An 18,476-nucleotide genomic window follows, 5' to 3' on the forward strand; every position below is an offset into this window, starting at 1 on the left:
TTTATTAAACGATCACATCTTTTTGTCGTCATTCGGAATAGTCACTTATTTTGTAAAATAGCCCCTTTAAAATGGAAAGAGTTTCACTTTAAAGGGGCTGCATCTTTACTTAAGATGTTGCTCATATTCAAGATTTTTAACACATTGACGTGCTTTTTCTACTATTTCATTCGGAATTTCAACATTTAATTGTTTCACATTATCCTTAATTTGTTGTGGCGTACTTGCACCTGTAATAATTGAACCGAGTGCATTAAACGATTTAAGATAATTAAAAGTGAGAGCAGATAAATTAGGCTCTATGTTGACAAGTGATTCTAATGTTTGGTTCAGTGCGGCATTAGAATAATCAAAAATGCCATCTTCAAACTTCTCATTTAAGACTTTTTGATAGTTTTGCGTTAATAATCCTTTAAAAACGGGTCCCCGCGCAAGCACTTTAACACCTTTATGTTCAATTTCATTTAATAAAGCTTCCGGTCGATTGTCAATCAAACTAAATTGAGACATAATTGTTTCTATTTCGCTATTTTCTAAGTAATATCGAATCACGTTTGGACGTATTGATGAGATACCATAAGCCTTGATTAGTCCTTCCTTTTTCAACTCATCAAATGCACTTATCGTTTCGTCTAATGGATCTTCAATCGTTCCACCGTGCAACATATACAAATCTAAATGCTCTAAATTTAATCGACGCAAGGAGTTTTTGACATTCTCTTTAATATATTTTTTCGAAGGATCCCAAAAGGTTTCACCGTTGTCTTTTAAATGATTGCCAACTTTTGTACCAATAACAATATCATCTCGGTTTTGGTATGTTTTTAGAGCTTTTCCAACGATTGCTTCATTTATACCTTTGTCATAAATATCTGCAGTATCAAAATAGGTGATGCCCGATTCTAAAGCCGCTTCAATAATAGGTTGCGCTTTTTCATAATCTGTTCCTAAACTCATACACCCTAATCCTATTTCTGAAAGTTGAAGACCACTTTTTAAAGTATTTTTTTGCATAGGTACACACCTTCCGTTAAAATTTAATCATATTCATCATAGCAAACCATTGAGATAAAAGAAAAGGAGAGACATTTTATGCCATTTAAAGAAACCACTTTATCAAAAGAAACGATATATAAAGGGAAGATTATAGAAGTAGAAAAGCATTTAGTCGAATTACCAAATCAACAAACTTCATACAGAGAAGTGGTCAAACATAATGGCGCTGTTGCTGTTTGTGCTTTAACGCCTGACAACAAAGTCATTTTAGTAAAACAATACCGTAAAGCGATGGATAAAGTGTTATTAGAAATTCCTGCAGGTAAATTAGAACCCGGTGAAAATAGAAAAAGCGCTGCTAAGCGAGAATTAGAAGAAGAATCCGGGTACATTGCAGATGATCTTAAACTAATTGGTGAGGTATACGGTTCACCAGGCTTTTGTGATGAATTGATTTCAATTTATTTCACCGACAGCTTAAAGGAAGGGCAAATGCATTTAGATGATGATGAATTCGTTGAGAATGTTTTATATTCATTGGAAGAAGTAGAAAAAGCAGTTTCTCACGCACAAATCAACGATGCTAAAACCCTTATCGCTTTCCAATATCTATTATCAAATTATAATCATTCTAAATAACTTTCCGTAAGGGTTGCTTTTTTTCTCAATTACTGTTAATTTAATACAAGTAATTCTTACGTAATTATAATGATTTTAAATTTCAGTAGAGGGGTGAAGCTTCCGTGGAAGAACGTTTAAATCGCGTGAAGCAACAATTACAGCAATCTTCATACAAACTTACACCACAAAGAGAAGCTACTGTGAGGGTGTTAATTGAAAACGAGTCAGATCATTTAAGTGCAGAGGATGTTTACTTAAAGGTAAAAGAAAAAGCGCCTGAAATCGGATTAGCCACAGTGTATCGTACTTTAGAGCTTTTGGCAGACTTAAAAGTAGTGGACAAAGTGAGTTTTGGTGATAGTGTCGCACGATTTGATTTACGCAAAGAAGGCTCTGAACACTTCCACCATCATTTAGTATGTATGGAGTGTGGCCGCGTCGATGAAATTGACGAAGATTTATTACCACAAGTAGAAGAGCGTGTTGAAAAAGAATTTAACTTTAAAATTTTAGATCATCGTTTAACATTTCATGGTGTGTGCGAAGAATGTCAGAAGAAGGGTAAAGGCAACTCGACCTCTTGAGAAGGAGACGATAAGAAGGTGATTTCATGCAAGAAGTGGTGGAAGAATATTTAAGATTTATCCAACTTGAAAAAGGATTATCTCAAAATACCGTTGCAGCATATCGTCGAGATTTAAATCATTATTTAAGCTATTTAGAAAATCAAAAAATTTCCAATTTAGACTTTATAGATCGACAAAGCGTGCAACAATGGTTTGGAGTACTTCATGATGAAGGACGCTCAACAAAATCAATTGCGCGTTTTACATCTACAATAAGAAGTTTCCATCAATTCGCTTTGCGCGAAAAATACACATCTAAAGATCCAACCGTCTTAATAGAAACACCAAAATACGAACGCAAATTGCCCGACGTTTTATCTATAGAGGAAATCGACCATTTATTAACAACACCTGACATTTCAAAAAACAACGGTTATCGAGATCGTACGATGTTGGAATTATTATATGCAACAGGGATGCGCGTCTCCGAATTAATTAACGTAGAAATCGAAGATGTTAATTTGATTATGGGCTTCGTTAAAGTATTTGGTAAAGGAAATAAGGAACGCATTGTCCCATTAGGCGATACCGTTATCGACTTTTTAAACCATTATATTGAAACCGTACGTCCACAACTTTTAAAACAACATGTCACACATACGTTGTTTTTGAATATGCATGGTAAACCTTTAACAAGACAAGGCATTTGGAAAATTATCAAGCAAACTGGTGAAAAAGCGGCGATTCAAAAGCGCCTAACGCCTCATACACTACGTCACTCATTTGCGACACATCTCCTTGAAAATGGCGCAGATTTACGGGCTGTCCAAGAAATGTTAGGACATTCTGATATTTCTACCACGCAATTGTATACGCATGTATCCAAAACGCAAATTAGAAAAATGTATCAAACATTTCACCCACGTGCTTAAAAACGTTAACTTAAATTATTTAAGCTAACGTTTTTTATTGTACTGTGCTTGGGCTCTCGCGGCAATCACTTCAGCACGATCACGTAATTTATGATGATGTAAAATAAAAGGCGCGGCGTTAATCGTTGTTGTTGGGCGATAATGTGGATAATATTTTAAAATTTCCTCCGTCATTTCGTCTGTCAATGGTAGCATAATTGGCGAAAATGGGATTTCGCTTTCTGCATCTAAAATCAACTGGCTGACTTCTTGTTGAAATAAGTGATATTGCAATCCTAGCTGACTGTATACTGTTGAATCAAAACGTTGTAGCGTTTTTAAAGCCTTTTTAAACGAACGATGTGCACCTTTAAAATTCCCTCTTCGATAGTGATAACATCCTGTAGCTACTAAAATCAACGATACGACGGGATCATGCTTAGAAAATTCATTTTGTGCCTTCCAAGCTTCTTCTAAAATATCATGGCATAAAAAATAGTGCTGTTCTTGATGAAATTGTACATAAAATTCAACCAATTGCTTATGCAAATGCATCACTCCAAAATTTATTGTTACTCATAAACATGCTATAATATTTTCGGATACAATGCATCCAACTTGCAATAAGAAATGAGGCAAAAACTCATGTATGAAGTAAAATTGGACGCTTTTAACGGACCATTAGACTTATTACTCCATTTAATCAAGGAATTCGAAATAGATATTTATGATATCCCTATGAAAGCTTTAACAAAACAATATATGCAATATATTCACGCTATGAACCAACTCGAAATCAATGTGGCTAGTGAGTATTTAGTTGTAGCTTCCGAACTTCTTATGATTAAAAGTCGTATGTTACTCCCAGATATTAATCAAATCGATGATACTGATGAAGATCCCCGAGAGGAACTTGTTGAAAAACTAATAGAATACCAAAATTTTAAGGCGTACGCTGAGTTATTAAATGATAAAAAAGAAGCACGGGCACGCCTCTATACAAAAACACCTTCTGATTTATCGCATTATGAAAAATCAGAACGTATGTCCGATGATACTACAATAGATTTGACCGAACTGATTGTCGCATATCAAAAGATGAAAACACGTGTAGCTTTGAAAAAACCGACACGTGTTCAAATAAAAAAAGAAACGTATACCATTCAACAATCGACTGCTCATATCCACCAAAAGTTACAACAGCAATCATCCATTACGTTTTTTGAATTATTTACTTTTAATGAAACAATAGAACACGTCGTCACACATTTTCTCGCGTTACTTGAAATGGCGAAAACAGGGATTATTCAAATCCAACAAACGGAAGCCTTTCATAACTTTGATATTACGAAAGGAGTCAATTATGACGTTAAATCCTAATGAAATCATGACTGCCATTTTACATACTGTAGGTGAAGATGGTATCGAACGCAACCAACTCAAAACAATTTTAGACGTCGACACGCCAACATTAGAAACGTTAATCGAGCAATTTGACATTGCAGGGTTGCACTTACAACAATTTGGTGACACACTTGTTTTAACTACAGTGGAAGAAGCAGAGCCTTATATCGAAGCACTGATCGTCAACAAAGGAACCACTAAATTATCACAAGCAGCAATGGAAGTTCTAGCAATTATTGCATATAATCAACCTATGACTCGAAATGACATTGAAATGATTCGTGGCATCAACTCTGATGGACCAGTTAAAACTTTAATTGCTAAAGGGTTAATCGAGCCCAAACAATATCCTGAAACTCGTGGCCAACAACTTTATACGACAGACTTATTCTTAAATGTCTTTGGCTTAGAAAATTTAGAAGGTTTACCTACAACGGACGAAGATGAAGAAGAAATTGAAAACTTCTTCAGCGAGCTCGTCAATCAGAAAGGAGCAACACAATGACACAACAATTAGAGCGATTGCAAAAACGCATCGCCAATAGTGGCTATACATCAAGACGAAAAGCAGAAACTTTAATTTTAGAAGGTAAAGTAACCGTCAATGGTAAGGTAGTCACTGAATTAGGAACAAAAGTAAGCCCTTCAGATGAAGTAAGTGTAGAAGGTATTCCTTTAGAACTAGAAGACAAACTTTACATTTTATTTTATAAACCTGCACAAGTGATTACAAGCGTCTCAGATGACCGTGGAAGAAGGGTTGTAACAGATTATTTTGATGATTTAGAAACACGCATTTATCCTGTCGGACGTTTAGATTATGATACTTCTGGCTTGTTACTATTAACAAATGATGGTGAATTCACCAATCTTATGACGCATCCAAGATACAAAATCCCTAAAACATATATTGCTAAAATTGAAGGCTATATTTTACGCGAACAGGTAAGAGCATTAGAAAATGGTATAGAGCTGGAAGATGGCCTTACACATCCTGCACAAGTTAAAGTAAAAAAACAAGATAAGGCAAAAAATACGTCATTAATTGAAATCACCATTCATGAAGGACGCAATAGACAAGTGCGACGTATGTTCGAACATTTCGGTTTTAAAGTCACTAAATTATCTCGCATTTCTTTTGGTCCTCTTGATTTGAAAGGACTTGGCGCCGGTGAAGGTCGTGTGTTATCGCCGCATGAAGTAAAAACGTTACGTCAACTTGCTAGTAAAGGTTCAACTAAATAAATCGCACAAAATTTGAAATACAGTAAATTAGAATATCAACATTATTGTTAGATTATCTATTTAAACATTTCATATGCTATACTATGCATATAAATGAATTGTCAGTAGTGTGGGAGGTAGGTCACAATGACTAACGAGATTTTAGTCGTGGATGATGAAGAACGTATTAGAAAACTATTAAAGATATATCTTGAACGAGAAGGCTATGACGTTGTAGAAGCTATAGATGGAGAAGAAGCGCTTCAGTTAGCTCAAACGCACGATTATGCATGTATTTTATTAGATTTAATGTTACCTAAACGAGATGGCATTGAAGTAGCAACAACATTACGCGAAACCAAAGAAACCCCTATCATTATGTTAACTGCAAAAGGTGAAGAAAATAACCGCGTTGAAGGCTTTGAATCTGGCGCTGATGATTACATTGTCAAGCCATTTTCACCAAGAGAAGTTGTGTTGCGAGTGAAGGCATTACTTCGCCGTACTCAAACTCATGCTACAGAACATAACGAGCCACACGCACGAGATATCATTTCTTTCAAACATCTCGTTATCGATAATGATGCGCATAAAGTTTTAGCAGACGAAACGCCAGTCAATTTAACACCTAAAGAATATGAACTCTTAATTTATCTTGCTAAAACACCAAATAAAGTGTTTGATCGCGAACAACTTTTAAAAGAAGTTTGGCACTACGAATTTTATGGCGATTTAAGAACTGTAGATACACACGTCAAGCGTTTGCGTGAAAAGCTTAACCGTGTATCAAGCGATGCTGCGCAAATGATTCAAACTGTATGGGGTGTTGGCTATAAATTCGAAGTCAACGAACAAAATGAAACGCCTAAATAGTGTCGTAATTAAACTGTGGTTAACTATTTTATTAATAGTAACGACAGTTTTAATTTTATTAAGTGCAGCGCTCATCACATTTATGCAATATTATTTCACGCAACAAACAGAAAACACTTTATTTGAAAATGCTAAAAGTATCAATCATGTATTAGAAGAAAGTAACGATAGGCAAAGCGCAATTCGTCTCAGTGATGCTATGTTAGAAAAAAACAAAGGTATGATAATTGTTCCGGATTTCGTAAATCACAAAGACAAAAATGCTATAAAAGAAAAAATGCTCGATGAAATTAAAGAAAATAGAGAATTTGATAAGGTACTGAACAATCAAGAATCTGTGCTTCAACATATTACAGTCAATGTTAATGGCATTGATCGCACTTTTGTACTGTTAGGTTATCCATCTAAATCATACAACGGTCAACCTTCTGCTGTTTTTATTTATCAAGATTTAAAAAGTATTGAAGATACAAATAATGTCATTACAATCATTACATTAATTACAGCACTCATATTTTTGGCAATAACGACTGTATTTGCTTTCTTCTTATCAACACGAATTACCAACCCATTGAGACAACTTAAAACGCAAGCAAGAGAAGTAGCACGGGGGAATTATGCTAAAAGAGTACCTGTACAAACAAAAGATGAAATTGGTTCACTTGCAATGACCTTCAATAAAATGAGTAGAAGTATTCAAACACATATAGATGCGATTACGACATCTAAAAACATACGTGATACACTTATCAATTCGATGGTGGAAGGGGTATTAGGAATGAACCACCGTCGTGAAATCATTTTATCTAATCAACTTGCGACAAATTTGCTACAAGAAATGCCAAAAGCACTTCAAGCTAAATATGACGCTCAAGTGAATCAAACTTTTAAAACGCAACGTACTGAATATCAAGAATACGAAATAAACAAACGTTTTTTTGTCATAATTATGAGTTATATTGAACGTATTCAACCTTCTGGAGAAAGCGGACTTGTCGTAGTAATGCGCGATATGACAAATGAGCACCATATGGATCAAGTAAAAAAAGATTTTATTGCCAGTGTGTCTCATGAATTGCGTACGCCAATTTCGTTATTACAAGGTTATACCGAGTCTATCGTAGATGGTGTGGTTACTGAACCAGAAGAAATTCAAGAATTTTTACTGATCGTTTTAGATGAGTCAAAACGCTTATCCCGTTTAGTCAATGAATTGTTAAATGTTGCTAAAATGGATGCAGAAGGTATTACAGTTACGAAGCAATCGCAACCTATGTATGATTTAATCCAAAAAATGGCAACGAAGTATAAACAAGAAACACACGATTTAGGTTTAACACTTGCGTTTCAACGCGATGGGGTAATGAAGCAAAATTGGCATTATGATTTTGATCGTATGGAACAGGTGCTAACGAATTTAGTGGATAATGCAGCACGTCATACACAGCCTGGAGATACAATTACAATAGCCGCTTCCGAAACACCTACAGATTATATTTTAACCGTGTCAGATACCGGCGTAGGTATAGCACCCGAACATTTAGAAAATGTGTTCGATCGCTTTTATAAAGTAGATGCTTCACGCAAACGTGGTAAGCAAGGTACTGGACTAGGACTCTTTATTACGCGCATGATTGTCGATGCACATGGCGGTCATATTTCTGTTGAAAGCACCGTAAATGTTGGTACACAGTTTTCAATTAAATTACCTAAATCGCACAATGACGACGGATAAGTCAAAGTATTTTAACTTCACATGGCATAGTTACGATATGCTAGCGATTACAGAAATTTTAGTCGTAAAAACTATGAAAATGTATGAAAGTGGGCGCGTCATAATCCGTTCTCTACTACATGTATTTATACTTGTCCCAATTCACACTTGATTGTTGTATACTAATCTATGCAATTATTTACCAAATCTATTTCATTCGTCTAGTTTAAAAGGTTTAAGTTATCAAACTGATTTATGATTACAATTCAAATATTCATCACTAAGAAATTGAGTTCATTTGTAAATATAAATCAAAACGACTATCCTACCTTCATATTAGATGGATATGTAAGGAGGTCATGTTATGAAACAACGTCACACGCGACGTATGATTCTTATAAGCATGTTAAGTGCCATCTCAGTGATATTAATGTTTTTAAAATTTCCATTGCCATTTTTACCACCATATTTAACTGTAGATTTTAGCGATGTGCCCGCACTTATAGCTACGTTTAGTTTCGGTCCTATTGCGGGACTTATGGTTGAAATAATAAAAAACTTATTGAACTTTTTCTTTAATATGAGTGATCCAGTAGGGCCGGTAGCTAACTTTTTAGCAGGCAGTAGCTTTTTATTAGCAAGTTATTATATTTACCGTAAAAGTCGCACACACCATATGCTCATCTTAGGACTGATTATCGCGACGCTAGTCATGACAATAGTATTAAGTACTATGAACTACTTTGTACTTTTACCACTTTATGGCATGATTATGAACTTGTCTGATATTACAAATAACTTAAAAGTAATCATTACCGCTGGCATCATTCCTTTTAATATTATTAAAGGTGTACTCATTTCAATTATATTTTTATTGCTTTATCCACGCCTTTCAAAAGCGTTAAAATAATCGCTACAGTGGAATTCGTTAAACAAAAACACTCGGCTTGCCCAAAGGGTTTGCCGAGTGTTTTTTACACATCTATGTCATATCAAGTAAAATGATATTAATTATTCGAACTTAAGCGCATCGCCATCAAAAGATTCTTCCTCCACTTTTATTGAATCTGTTGGGCAACCTTCAAAAGCATCTTCAAGATCCTCATAGAGTTCTTCCGGTACAGCTGCTGTACCTTGGTTGTCATCTAAAATGACATATGCGATACCTTCATCATCGTAATCATAAATGTCAGGCGCTGCTGCACCACATGCACCACATGCGATACAAGTATCCATATCCACGATTGTGTATTTAGCCAATTTTTTCGCCTCCCTTTTCAAAGTACCACACTCACATTATAATTTTATTGTAGATGGGTATAAATTAAATTTCAATATTTTCGTTTAAAGAATGAGGTCATCATTATGAAAACATTAGTCCAATATGCTTACCATCAAGCCTCACCATACAAAACAGACAAAAGCATATACAATATTATCATAGGTAAAAAATCACATCAAACGTTTTTTGATGCGGTTACATTAAATTTATTCACTTTATTTGGCATAAAAAAAGACTTAACTTGGGAGACGTTTACTACGTACATCAAAGAAATGCCACACTCCATAGATATTCCTACATCAAATAAAGCGAATTATCACATATTAGTTCAAACGTTTGAAAATCTTCAACTACTCATACAAACCCTTTCATATTTAAAGCATGAAATTAAAACATTTATGCCTACGACGTCGCATGTAGACGTACATCAGAATGTCAAAAAACTCTACCATCAAATTAAAAAAGCGCATAAAGAAGATGCTACTGTTAAAGAAATATATGTTCTTTTTGAATGCTTAAACACAAGTGGAACAACTTCTGTCATTCATTATTTTTTAACGGGGTATGATGAAGTTATGTATACACCTCACCAAGTTTCGCTTATCGAAAAAATAAATCCTGATGAACTGTCACTTTTAATCTATCATGACTTATATACGATATATACATTACTTGAAGATACGACGTGTTTCCCAATCCTCTCACAATGTCGCGCAAACCTTGAAGTTTCTAGCGCGGTTTATCGAACATATTTAAATATTAAAGAAGGCCAATCCATTGAAGCTGTTTCAAAAATAAATCGCATTTCAATCAATACGGTGTATGATCATATAGTGGATTTGTTTATTAATAACTATTTTACGGATTTACATCAATTTATTAAGCAGTCTGAGGATTTGAATCGGTTTGTAACATTTTATCATGCTCAACCGAATCAACGCTTAAAATTTTATAAAACGTCTTTTAATATGTTTAGTTATTTTGAAATCAAATTAATTATTATTTGTATTGCTAAAGGAGTACTCTAACATGCTTAAACAGGCTCTGAAAACACACTTTGGCTTCGATACTTTTAAAAGTGGCCAAGAAGAAATTATCACGAATATTCTTAATGGTCAAAATACATTAGGCATTTTGCCAACTGGAAGCGGTAAAAGCTTATGTTTTCAACTTCCCACCTATATTAAACAACTACCTACGTTAATTATTTCACCGCTCATTTCGTTAATGGATGACCAAGTGATGCAAATGAAAATGAATGGAGAACGGCATGTTGTGGCTATCCATTCAGGTATGGAAGAACAAGAAAGACGGCGCGCATTTCATCATTTGCGTCATGCACGCTTTGTTTTTGTAAGTCCTGAACTTATATTACAACCACATCATTTTAAGCATTTCAAAAATATTGCTTTTGGACTTATCGTTCTTGATGAAGCACACTGTTTATCTGAATGGGGGTTCGATTTTAGACCACACTATGCACTCATTGGCACCGTGATTCATCATTTCAATGAAGCTACAATTTTAGCACTAACGGCAACCGCTACACCACAATTACATCAAGATATCGAAACAGTCATTTCCAAACCGTTCTCAGTCTTTCAGTCAGCAGTCAATCGCTCTAATATTGCTTTAAGCGTAAAATTTATGGCGCAGTTTGAAGACAAAATCGATTGGCTTCTCAATTTTCTTGAAGAAAGTGGCCCAACTATTGTTTATGTTTCTTCTAAAAAAGTGGGTTTAATGCTTGCAGAGCGCATTTATGAAGCAGGGTACCTCACTGGGTTGTATCACGGGGATTTGTCCTATCAAGAGCGCCAAACAGTACAACACCAATTTCTAAATGATGACATCAAAATTATCGTCGCCACTAGCGCTTTTGGCATGGGAATTAACAAACCAAATATTAGATCCATTGTACATTTTCACGCGCCTTATAGCCCTTCAAATTATATCCAAGAAATCGGGAGAGCTGGACGTGATGGTAAAGAGAGCCAAGCCATCTTACTTTATCACGTTGACGACCAGTTTTTAATGGAAAATTTAATGAAGAGCAATGAAATAGACGTCACTGATCTTCATCTCTATTCACAAGCCGAACTCATTGATGAAGTAAAAAAGGAAATGCTAGACACACTTACTCAAAGTTTTTCTTTAGAAACTCTTAAAACCATTTTCGTAAAACAAGCACATCTAAAAATGCATGCTTATCGCTATATGATGCACTTCATCATGACCCAGCAATGCAGACGTTCTGCCATTTTAAAATATTTCGATACTTATGAAACCCAATATCACCATTGTTGTGATTTTTGCGACAACATTCAATCTATTAAAGAAAAAAATAGCAAAAAAGTAAAAAGACAATTAAATTATGTAGAAAAGTTAGAAAGTTTACTAGAATAGCGTCAATTCGCTTTACATTCGAATTTTGATATCGCTATAATTAATATACACACCAGTATTAAAAGCTTATTCGTTCATGCAAAGTTTTATCGTTAATGTTAAAAAGAATGTTTTAGATGACCAAAGATAAGCTATATATACTATAAATAATAGAAAGGGTGAAAATTTTGTCAAAAGATAACTTTAAAGATGATTTCGAACGTAATCGCCAAGAGATTAAACCGAATCATAAAGAACAATCAAATCATCATGAAGAGGCAGAACCATCATCATTTAAGACTAATGATGAAAAACAGCACTTCCCACCAAGAAACGCGTCTCGCCGACATCGTAAACGTGATATAGGGACAAGCTCTGAAAAAACTGGGCATAATGACGATAACGACCAACAACAAGAACACCAAAAGAGCAAACGTCCAGGCCTGTTGGGAGGTATTGTAAATAAAAATCAAGAGTCGCAACAACCACCAACTACAGAACGTGGCGAAAAAATTAGAGACTATGCTAAAGAAGCGCATCATACCTCTAATAAAAATAATGACCAACACGAGAATAGAAACGATGGAAAACCAGAACATCACGGCGGTCGTCATCGTGAACAAATTCATACTGATAAAGAAAATTATCAGTATGACGATAAACCAGAGCGTATAGGAGCTACAAACACTGATGCCAAACATCATCACGACACGAATCAAAAACATGATTCCAACACGCCAAAAAATACACGTGAAAACGCACAACAACATCGTCGTGATGCAAAATACGACAATGCACAACAAGGTGGAAAAGACAAAAAAGCCGCTGCTGGCGTTGGGGCTGCAGGTGTTGCAGGTGCCGCTGCCAAACATCATCATGATAAAAAACAACACAACGATCACGATGTGAACCAAAAACGTGATTCTAAAACCTCACAAGATAAACGCGATCATGTGCAACAACAGCCTCACAATAAGAAACCTGACAATGCACAACGTGATGGAAATGGTAAAAAAGTTGCAGCTGGCGTCGGAGCTGCAGGTGTTGCAGGTGCCGCCGCTAAGCATCATCATGATAAAAAACAACACAATAACCACGACGTGCAACGTGACAACAGACAACACGACGGAAAAGGTAAAAAAGCTGCTGCTGGCGTCGGAGCTGTAGGTGCTACTGGAGCCGCTGCTAAACATCATACAAATGCCACAGATACACATCACGAGCACCATGATAAAGACCCAAAAAACAAGCGTGGTTTAAAACGCTTATTACCGCTTATTGCTGCGTTATTATTGTTAGGTGCTTTGGCTATCTTCGGAGGTATGTACTTATTCAACCAACATAGCGATGACAGCCACGATAAAAACCAAAATACAGAGCTTGCGAAAAAAGATGATTCAAAAGGTAAAGCATCCAATGATAGTGAAAAAGCAGAAAAAGATGCTGAAAAAGATAAAGACGCAAACAAAGAAAAGTCTACAGAAGAAAATAAAACATCAGAAGACACCAACACTACAAATGATCAAAATGAAAATGCAAATGATCAAAACCATTCAAATCATGCACAAAGTGGTTTAAATCAACAACAAGGTCAAACTCAGCAAAACCCGCAAAACCAACAAAATAATGGCGGACACACTCATACGGTTTCAGGTAACGAAAACTTATACCGAATTGCTATACGTTATTATGGAAATGGTTCTCCAGAAAATGTTGAAAAAATTAGAAGAGCCAATGGTATTTCTGGTAATAACATTAATAACGGTCAAAACTTGATCATTCCGTAATCGAATGAATCGTTATTCATTATGCGAGGGACTAGGGCGTAAATGTTCTAGTCCTTTATTACGTTAATTCAAAATAACCAAAAACAAATCATCTTTTACCATTTTTCTCCTGACCATTACTATTTATAAATCAGTTAATAAAAGAGAATAAGTGGCAACTTTTTTAATGTCGAACTTTTTCATTTAGATATTATAACGATATTGCTATAATAAAGCGTGGATTAAATTGTTCGAAGTATCGATAAGTTAGGAGGTAGACTCTTTTGTAATATGATTGAAAAATCATTAAAAGGAGTCGCAGAGTATGATAAAAGTTGAAAGTATCATCGTAGGAGGCGGCCCATGTGGATTGAGCGCTGCAATAGAACAAAAGAAAAAGGGCATTGAAACATTAATCATAGAAAAAGGTAATGTTGTCAATGCAATCTATCATTATCCAACACATCAAACATTCTTTTCTTCAAGCGATAAATTAAGTATTGGAGATGTACCTTTTACCGTTGAAGAATTAAAACCTCGTAGAAATCAAGCACTCGTGTATTATCGAGAAGTCGTTAAACATCATCAGCTTAATATTAATGCATTTGAAGAAGTCCTTACCGTTCGTAAAATTGATAATCACTTTACGATTACGACGACTAAAAACGTCTATCAATGTCGTTTTTTAACGATAGCAACCGGTTATTATGGTCAGCATAATACGTTAGAAGTCGAAGGAGCGACATTGCCTAAAGTCATGCATTATTTTAAAGAAGCACATCCATATTTCGATCAAGATGTCGTTATTATAGGCGGGAAAAATTCAGCTGTTGATGCAGCGATTGAATTGGAAAAAGCTGGTGCACGTGTCACGGTGATTTATAGAGGTGCCGATTATTCTCCATCTATAAAACCATGGATTCTGCCTAACTTCGATTCACTAGTACGTCGTGATAATATTAAAATGCATTTTAACAGCAACGTTACTAAAATTACTGAAGATACTGTCACTTTCGAAACAAATGGTAACGAAACAACGATACAAAATGATTACGTGTTTGCAATGATAGGCTATCACCCTGATTATGAGTTTTTAAATTCAATTGGAATTGAAACATGTACAAACGAATATGGTACAGCACCGATTTATAATAAAGATACGTACGAGACAAATGTCCCTAATTGTTACATTGCTGGGGTTATTGCAGCAGGTAATGATGCAAATACTATTTTCATCGAGAACGGAAAGTACCATGCCAATTACATCGCACATGATATTTTAGCTAAAAAACAAGCACCACTAGAATCTTAAACAAAAAAAGCAACACATCCGAAATCATGGATGCGTTGCTTTTTTACTGGTTAAAGTAAGTTCTCATATTTTCTTGACTTAATTGATTGCTTAAAGCAACTAATAATTTTAATCTTGCCTTTGGCCCATTTAAGCCATTTGAAAAAATAACACCTTTATTTTGTAGTTGATGGCCGCCGCCTTCATATGCGTATACAGCACTCACGATACCATTAAATGAGCGAGAGACGAGTACGATGGGGATCTGTTTGTCTAAACAATGATTTAATCCTGCCATTGCAGTTGGAGGCAGATTACCTTGCCCTAAAGCTTCAATAACGATTCCCTCAACATTTTGATTTGCGTAATACACCAACATCTCACTTCCCATTCCCATATGCGCTTTAATAAGGGGCACGTTTAGCGTGTTATCAATATTGGAAAAGACGTTTTGGCGATACGGTTTATGGTGAAAGAGGATGCCAGACTTTGTAATCACACCTAATGGACCATGATTAGGACTTTGAAAAGTATTCGTATTGGAAGTATGCGTTTTCGTTACATTTCGAGCAGTATGAATTTCATCATTAAACACGACCATAACACCTTTGTCATGAGCGTCATCATGTATTGCGACTCGAATGGCAGAAATAAAATTATATAAGCCATCAGAACCTATTTCATTAGAAGAACGCATCGCGCCTGTAAGTATAACAGGTTTTCGTGTCTTAATCGTTAAATCCAATAAGTATGCCGTTTCTTCCAACGTATCGGTGCCATGCGTAATAATAAAGCCATCGTATTGCGCTGTTTCAGCTTTTTCCTCAATAATAGACTTCAATTGTTTCACATGAGCCAAAGTGATATGCGGAGAAGGCAAATTAAAAGGCATAACTTCTTCTACTATCGCATACTTTTCAATTAAATTATGATGTTGCGCAATGGGATTTTCGTCATTAGTTAAGACACGATTCGATTCATCTTCAGACATACTTATCGTCCCGCCAGTATGTATTACTAACAAAGTTTTCATAGTTTTCCTCCTCGATAAAACATACGTTATTATGATAAAATATTATTAACTAAACAACAAGGAAGGTATTCAATGACTGCTATTAATATTGCATTAGATGGACCCGCAGCTGCTGGAAAAAGCACGATTGCTAAACGTGTTGCTGCAAAATTAAGTATGATTTATGTAGATACAGGCGCAATGTATCGTGCGATTACGTATCATTATCTACAAAATAAATCAAGTTTTACAGATTTCAAAACACTCATTTCTAACATTCAACTTGAGTTAAAATATGATGAAGAAAAAGGTCAACGTGTGTGGCTTCAAAATGAAGACATCACAGAACAATTGAGAGAAAACGATGTTACAGAAAACGTTTCTTATGTTGCATCAATCGAAGAAGTACGGACATTTTTAGTGGATTATCAACAAAAATTAGCAAAAGAAAAAGGCATTGTTATGGATGGACGTGACATCGGCACAACTGTTTTACCTAATGCTGAATTAAAAGTTTATATGATTGCTTCTGTAGAAGAGCGTGCAATGCGTCGATTAAAAGACAATGAACAACGCGGTATTGCATCCACATATGAACAACTCAAAAAAGATATCGCTGACCGAGATGCTTACGATATGAATCGAGCAATTTCACCACTAAAAAAAGCAGAGGATGCTATCGAAATTGATACGACTGGATTAACAATTGAAGAAGTGACAAATCAAATCATTTCATTAGCAAATGAAGCTATTCAAAATGCATAGTAGCCCATACGCTCTAAAGTGATGTATTACCATTCCTCTAAAAACGAGGGGTGGTAATACAACTTTCTATTGAGCACTCTAAAATTTTTCAAAATAAAATTATATGACCTGTTAAGCGTTAAAACATCTATCTAAATTAGGGCATATCCTAATTTTTATAAAAATTTATCCAATTAGGTGTATTAAAACGCTTAATTTTGACTCATTTAAATTTCTTGACAATTTTACACTTTTATAAGATGTTAGTAATATGTAGTAGTATAAGGAGGCATTCATGATGACTGAAGAATTCAATGAATCAATGATTAATGACATTAAAGAAGGCGATAAGGTAACAGGAGAAGTACAACAAATCGAAGACAAACATGTTGTTGTACACGTTAATGGGGGTAAATTTAATGGTATCATCCCGATAAGCCAGTTATCTACACATCATATTGATAATGCAGATGAAGTTGTAAAAGTCGGAGATGAAATTGGTGCGTATGTAACTAAAATCGAAATCGATGAAGAAAATGAATCAGGTAGTTACATACTATCAAAAAGACAATTAGAAGAAGAGAAATCTTATGAATTTCTGCAAGAAAAACTAGACAATAACGAAACCATTGAAGCGAAAGTAACTGAAGTGGTTAAAGGTGGTTTAGTCGTTGACGTTGGGCAAAGAGGTTTCATTCCGGCATCGCTTATTTCTACTGATTTCATTGAAGATTTCTCAGATTATGAAGGAAAAGTTCTTGAACTTAAAGTTGAAGAACTTGATCCATCAAATAATCGTGTCATCCTAAGCCGTAAAGCAGTAGAAGCAGAAGAAAACGCAAAGAAAAAAGAAGAACTGTTAAAGTCTATTAAAGCTGGCGACGTAATCGAAGGAAAAGTTGCACGTTTAACTAATTTTGGTGCATTTATTGATCTTGGTGGCGTAGATGGTTTAGTACACGTATCTGAGTTATCTCATGAACATGTGAAATCACCTGAAGAAGTGGTGACGATTGGTGAAACGGTTAAAGTAAAAGTCCGTTCAGTAGAGCAAGATTCAGAACGTATCTCTTTATCCATTAAAGAGACATTGCCTAGCCCTTTCGAATCAATTCAAGAAAAATATAACGAAGGCGACATCGTTGATGGTAAAGTCATGCGCTTAGCAAGTTTTGGTGCGTTCATCGAAATTGACAAAGGCTTACAAGGTCTTGTGCACATTTCTGAAATTAGTCACAAACATATCGGTACACCGAACGAAGTACTAGAACCAGGTCAAGATGTTAAAGTTAAAATTTTAGGTATTAATCCTGAAGAGGAACGCATCTCTTTATCTATTAAAGCTGCGCAACCAGAAGAAGAAACAAATGAAGCTTCTGAGGAAACAACGCAAAGTTACACACAAGCAGCTGAGGATGAAAATGAAAACAATCCGACACTTGGTGACGTTTTTGGAGATAAATTAAAAGATTTAAACCTATAATTTGAAGATATTATATTGGAATGCGTATCTCTGGGTTTTATGTACAAAACACTCGAGTGCATTTCGTATTCGAATATATCGTTTTCATTAAGATTTACATCTTATTAAGAGGCAAGGATATGCGAATGTCCTTGCCTCTACTTTTATTTTTCAAAGCTTTTCTCTCCGTGCTATAATTGAATGTAATTCATATTGGTAGAGAAG

At 35.2% G+C, this 18,476-nt stretch carries 19 protein-coding genes; 15 read left to right on the forward strand and 4 right to left on the reverse strand.

The window, feature by feature from the left end; all coding sequences use genetic code 11:
• Positions 1 to 105: 105 nt before the first annotated feature.
• Positions 106 to 1,014: an aldo/keto reductase gene (locus LN051_RS05935; RefSeq protein WP_229291628.1), complete on the reverse strand. Its 909-nt coding sequence runs from the start codon at positions 1,012 to 1,014 to the stop codon at positions 106 to 108.
• A gap of 78 nt (positions 1,015 to 1,092) precedes the next feature.
• On the opposite strand from LN051_RS05935, the gene LN051_RS05940 reads away from it, so the two are divergent.
• The 3 genes from LN051_RS05940 to xerD all read left to right on the forward strand — a co-directional run bounded on the left by LN051_RS05940 (position 1,093) and on the right by xerD (position 3,115).
• A complete protein-coding gene (locus tag LN051_RS05940) occupies positions 1,093 to 1,635 on the forward strand; it encodes an NUDIX hydrolase (RefSeq protein WP_229291629.1) in 543 nt (180 codons plus the stop codon).
• Between the two features lie 104 nt (positions 1,636 to 1,739).
• The gene (gene fur, locus LN051_RS05945; RefSeq protein WP_229291630.1) at positions 1,740 to 2,201 is read left to right on the forward strand and encodes a ferric iron uptake transcriptional regulator; all 462 of its coding nucleotides are present in this window, start codon (positions 1,740 to 1,742) and stop codon (positions 2,199 to 2,201) included.
• A 26-nt stretch (positions 2,202 to 2,227) separates the two neighbouring features.
• The gene (gene xerD / locus LN051_RS05950) at positions 2,228 to 3,115 is read left to right on the forward strand and encodes a site-specific tyrosine recombinase XerD (protein WP_229291631.1); all 888 of its coding nucleotides are present in this window, start codon (positions 2,228 to 2,230) and stop codon (positions 3,113 to 3,115) included.
• A 24-nt stretch (positions 3,116 to 3,139) separates the two neighbouring features.
• Here the strand turns inward: xerD and LN051_RS05955 are convergent, their stop codons facing one another.
• Entirely contained in the window at positions 3,140 to 3,649 is a 510-nt protein-coding gene (locus tag LN051_RS05955; protein WP_420854006.1) for a DUF309 domain-containing protein, read from the reverse strand.
• A 90-nt stretch (positions 3,650 to 3,739) separates the two neighbouring features.
• On the opposite strand from LN051_RS05955, the gene LN051_RS05960 reads away from it, so the two are divergent.
• From LN051_RS05960 to LN051_RS05985, 6 genes are all read left to right on the forward strand, one after another.
• Complete coding sequence (locus LN051_RS05960; protein ID WP_229291633.1) at positions 3,740 to 4,474, forward strand: segregation and condensation protein A; 735 nt, start codon at positions 3,740 to 3,742, stop codon at positions 4,472 to 4,474.
• Positions 4,458 to 5,003 carry an SMC-Scp complex subunit ScpB gene (gene scpB, locus LN051_RS05965; RefSeq protein ID WP_229291634.1) on the forward strand — a complete coding sequence of 182 codons (546 nt, stop codon included), beginning with the start codon at positions 4,458 to 4,460 and terminating at the stop codon, positions 5,001 to 5,003. The genes LN051_RS05960 and scpB overlap by 17 nt, the downstream gene beginning before the upstream one ends.
• Positions 5,000 to 5,743: a pseudouridine synthase gene (locus tag LN051_RS05970; RefSeq protein ID WP_229291635.1), complete on the forward strand. Its 744-nt coding sequence runs from the start codon at positions 5,000 to 5,002 to the stop codon at positions 5,741 to 5,743. Before scpB ends, LN051_RS05970 begins: the two co-directional genes overlap by 4 nt.
• A 126-nt stretch (positions 5,744 to 5,869) precedes the next feature.
• Positions 5,870 to 6,595 (forward strand): response regulator, encoded by a 726-nt coding sequence (locus LN051_RS05975; RefSeq protein WP_229291636.1) that lies wholly within the window; start codon positions 5,870 to 5,872, stop codon positions 6,593 to 6,595.
• Complete coding sequence (locus LN051_RS05980) at positions 6,579 to 8,330, forward strand: sensor histidine kinase (protein WP_229291637.1); 1,752 nt, start codon at positions 6,579 to 6,581, stop codon at positions 8,328 to 8,330. The genes LN051_RS05975 and LN051_RS05980 overlap by 17 nt, the downstream gene beginning before the upstream one ends.
• 343 nt (positions 8,331 to 8,673) lie before the next feature.
• Positions 8,674 to 9,219 carry an ECF transporter S component gene (locus LN051_RS05985; RefSeq protein ID WP_229291638.1) on the forward strand — a complete coding sequence of 182 codons (546 nt, stop codon included), beginning with the start codon at positions 8,674 to 8,676 and terminating at the stop codon, positions 9,217 to 9,219.
• A 101-nt stretch (positions 9,220 to 9,320) separates the two neighbouring features.
• Here LN051_RS05985 and LN051_RS05990 read toward each other — a convergent pair whose 3' ends face one another.
• Complete coding sequence (locus tag LN051_RS05990; RefSeq protein WP_229291639.1) at positions 9,321 to 9,569, reverse strand: ferredoxin; 249 nt, start codon at positions 9,567 to 9,569, stop codon at positions 9,321 to 9,323.
• Positions 9,570 to 9,674: 105 nt separating this feature from the next.
• Here LN051_RS05990 and LN051_RS05995 point away from each other — a divergent pair, with 105 nt between their 5' ends.
• From LN051_RS05995 to ypdA, 4 genes are all read left to right on the forward strand, one after another.
• Positions 9,675 to 10,619, forward strand: a complete 945-nt coding sequence (locus LN051_RS05995; protein WP_229291640.1) for a helix-turn-helix domain-containing protein — start codon at positions 9,675 to 9,677, stop codon at positions 10,617 to 10,619.
• 1 nt (position 10,620) lies between these two features.
• Positions 10,621 to 11,997 carry a RecQ family ATP-dependent DNA helicase gene (locus tag LN051_RS06000; RefSeq protein WP_229291641.1) on the forward strand — a complete coding sequence of 459 codons (1,377 nt, stop codon included), beginning with the start codon at positions 10,621 to 10,623 and terminating at the stop codon, positions 11,995 to 11,997.
• Between the two features lie 167 nt (positions 11,998 to 12,164).
• On the forward strand, positions 12,165 to 13,763 hold the full coding sequence (locus tag LN051_RS06005) for a LysM peptidoglycan-binding domain-containing protein (protein ID WP_229291642.1): 1,599 nt from the start codon (positions 12,165 to 12,167) through the stop codon (positions 13,761 to 13,763).
• 304 nt (positions 13,764 to 14,067) lie between these two features.
• On the forward strand, positions 14,068 to 15,054 hold the full coding sequence (gene ypdA / locus LN051_RS06010) for a bacillithiol disulfide reductase YpdA (RefSeq protein ID WP_229291643.1): 987 nt from the start codon (positions 14,068 to 14,070) through the stop codon (positions 15,052 to 15,054).
• 43 nt (positions 15,055 to 15,097) lie between these two features.
• Here ypdA and LN051_RS06015 read toward each other — a convergent pair whose 3' ends face one another.
• Positions 15,098 to 16,066: an asparaginase gene (locus LN051_RS06015; RefSeq protein WP_229291644.1), complete on the reverse strand. Its 969-nt coding sequence runs from the start codon at positions 16,064 to 16,066 to the stop codon at positions 15,098 to 15,100.
• Positions 16,067 to 16,138: 72 nt separating this feature from the next.
• Here LN051_RS06015 and cmk point away from each other — a divergent pair, with 72 nt between their 5' ends.
• On the forward strand, positions 16,139 to 16,810 hold the full coding sequence (gene cmk / locus LN051_RS06020) for a (d)CMP kinase (RefSeq protein WP_229291645.1): 672 nt from the start codon (positions 16,139 to 16,141) through the stop codon (positions 16,808 to 16,810).
• 277 nt (positions 16,811 to 17,087) lie between these two features.
• Complete coding sequence (gene rpsA / locus LN051_RS06025; RefSeq protein ID WP_229293633.1) at positions 17,088 to 18,272, forward strand: 30S ribosomal protein S1; 1,185 nt, start codon at positions 17,088 to 17,090, stop codon at positions 18,270 to 18,272.
• Positions 18,273 to 18,476: the final 204 nt, after the last annotated feature.

Source organism: Staphylococcus ratti (assembly GCF_020883535.1).
Lineage (GTDB): Bacteria > Bacillota > Bacilli > Staphylococcales > Staphylococcaceae > Staphylococcus > Staphylococcus ratti.

Coding starts and splice junctions, on each gene's coding strand:
- LN051_RS06000 (WP_229291641.1), top strand. CDS start 10,621: ATGCTTAAACAGGCTCTGAAAACACACTTTGGCTTCGATACTTTTAAA.
- xerD (WP_229291631.1), top strand. CDS start 2,228: ATGCAAGAAGTGGTGGAAGAATATTTAAGATTTATCCAACTTGAAAAA.
- LN051_RS05980 (WP_229291637.1), top strand. CDS start 6,579: ATGAAACGCCTAAATAGTGTCGTAATTAAACTGTGGTTAACTATTTTA.
- rpsA (WP_229293633.1), top strand. CDS start 17,088: ATGACTGAAGAATTCAATGAATCAATGATTAATGACATTAAAGAAGGC.
- LN051_RS05955 (WP_420854006.1), bottom strand. CDS start 3,649: ATGCATTTGCATAAGCAATTGGTTGAATTTTATGTACAATTTCATCAA.
- LN051_RS05985 (WP_229291638.1), top strand. CDS start 8,674: ATGAAACAACGTCACACGCGACGTATGATTCTTATAAGCATGTTAAGT.
- LN051_RS06015 (WP_229291644.1), bottom strand. CDS start 16,066: ATGAAAACTTTGTTAGTAATACATACTGGCGGGACGATAAGTATGTCT.
- LN051_RS05940 (WP_229291629.1), top strand. CDS start 1,093: ATGCCATTTAAAGAAACCACTTTATCAAAAGAAACGATATATAAAGGG.
- cmk (WP_229291645.1), top strand. CDS start 16,139: ATGACTGCTATTAATATTGCATTAGATGGACCCGCAGCTGCTGGAAAA.
- LN051_RS05975 (WP_229291636.1), top strand. CDS start 5,870: ATGACTAACGAGATTTTAGTCGTGGATGATGAAGAACGTATTAGAAAA.
- ypdA (WP_229291643.1), top strand. CDS start 14,068: ATGATAAAAGTTGAAAGTATCATCGTAGGAGGCGGCCCATGTGGATTG.
- scpB (WP_229291634.1), top strand. CDS start 4,458: ATGACGTTAAATCCTAATGAAATCATGACTGCCATTTTACATACTGTA.
- LN051_RS05995 (WP_229291640.1), top strand. CDS start 9,675: ATGAAAACATTAGTCCAATATGCTTACCATCAAGCCTCACCATACAAA.
- LN051_RS05935 (WP_229291628.1), bottom strand. CDS start 1,014: ATGCAAAAAAATACTTTAAAAAGTGGTCTTCAACTTTCAGAAATAGGA.
- LN051_RS05970 (WP_229291635.1), top strand. CDS start 5,000: ATGACACAACAATTAGAGCGATTGCAAAAACGCATCGCCAATAGTGGC.
- LN051_RS05960 (WP_229291633.1), top strand. CDS start 3,740: ATGTATGAAGTAAAATTGGACGCTTTTAACGGACCATTAGACTTATTA.